Source organism: Mesorhizobium sp. M8A.F.Ca.ET.207.01.1.1 (genome assembly GCF_004794715.1).
In the GTDB taxonomy this organism is placed as follows: Bacteria; Pseudomonadota; Alphaproteobacteria; order Rhizobiales; family Rhizobiaceae; genus Mesorhizobium.
This window is the reverse complement of sequence record NZ_SRUS01000382.1, coordinates 1-320: the sequence shown is the minus strand read 5'-3', so window position 1 is coordinate 320 and position 320 is coordinate 1. Positions and strand designations below refer to the sequence as shown.

The 320-nt window shown below is 70.0% G+C and carries 1 protein-coding gene; it reads right to left on the bottom strand.

What is annotated here, in order from left to right; translation table 11 throughout:
* A partial coding sequence (locus tag EN850_RS35005; RefSeq protein WP_210238070.1) for an FAD-dependent oxidoreductase occupies positions 1-306 on the bottom strand: 306 nt, incomplete at its 3' end.
* Between the last annotated feature and the right edge of the window lie 14 nt (positions 307-320).

The window sequence follows — 320 nt, the reverse complement described above, 5'->3', positions numbered from 1 at the left end:
CGCGTCCAGCGGCGGATGCGAGAACACCACGCTGGCCACGTTCTCGTAATCCATCTTCGACTGCGGGCGGCCTCCGAACAGCCGGTCCATCAACCGCCGCGACGCGGCCACCGCCACCGGGGTCAGGCCGACCTTGCCGGCGATGTCGCCGACCGCGTGCACGCTCGGCACACCGGTGGTCTGCCACTCGTCCACCTGCACCTGCTCATGCTCGCCGATGCCGATGCCGAGCGCTTCCAGACCCAGGCCCCGGCTGTTGCCGCGGCGGCCGGCAGCGAAGAACACCGCATCGAACACACTGTCCATCGGGCCGTCATGGC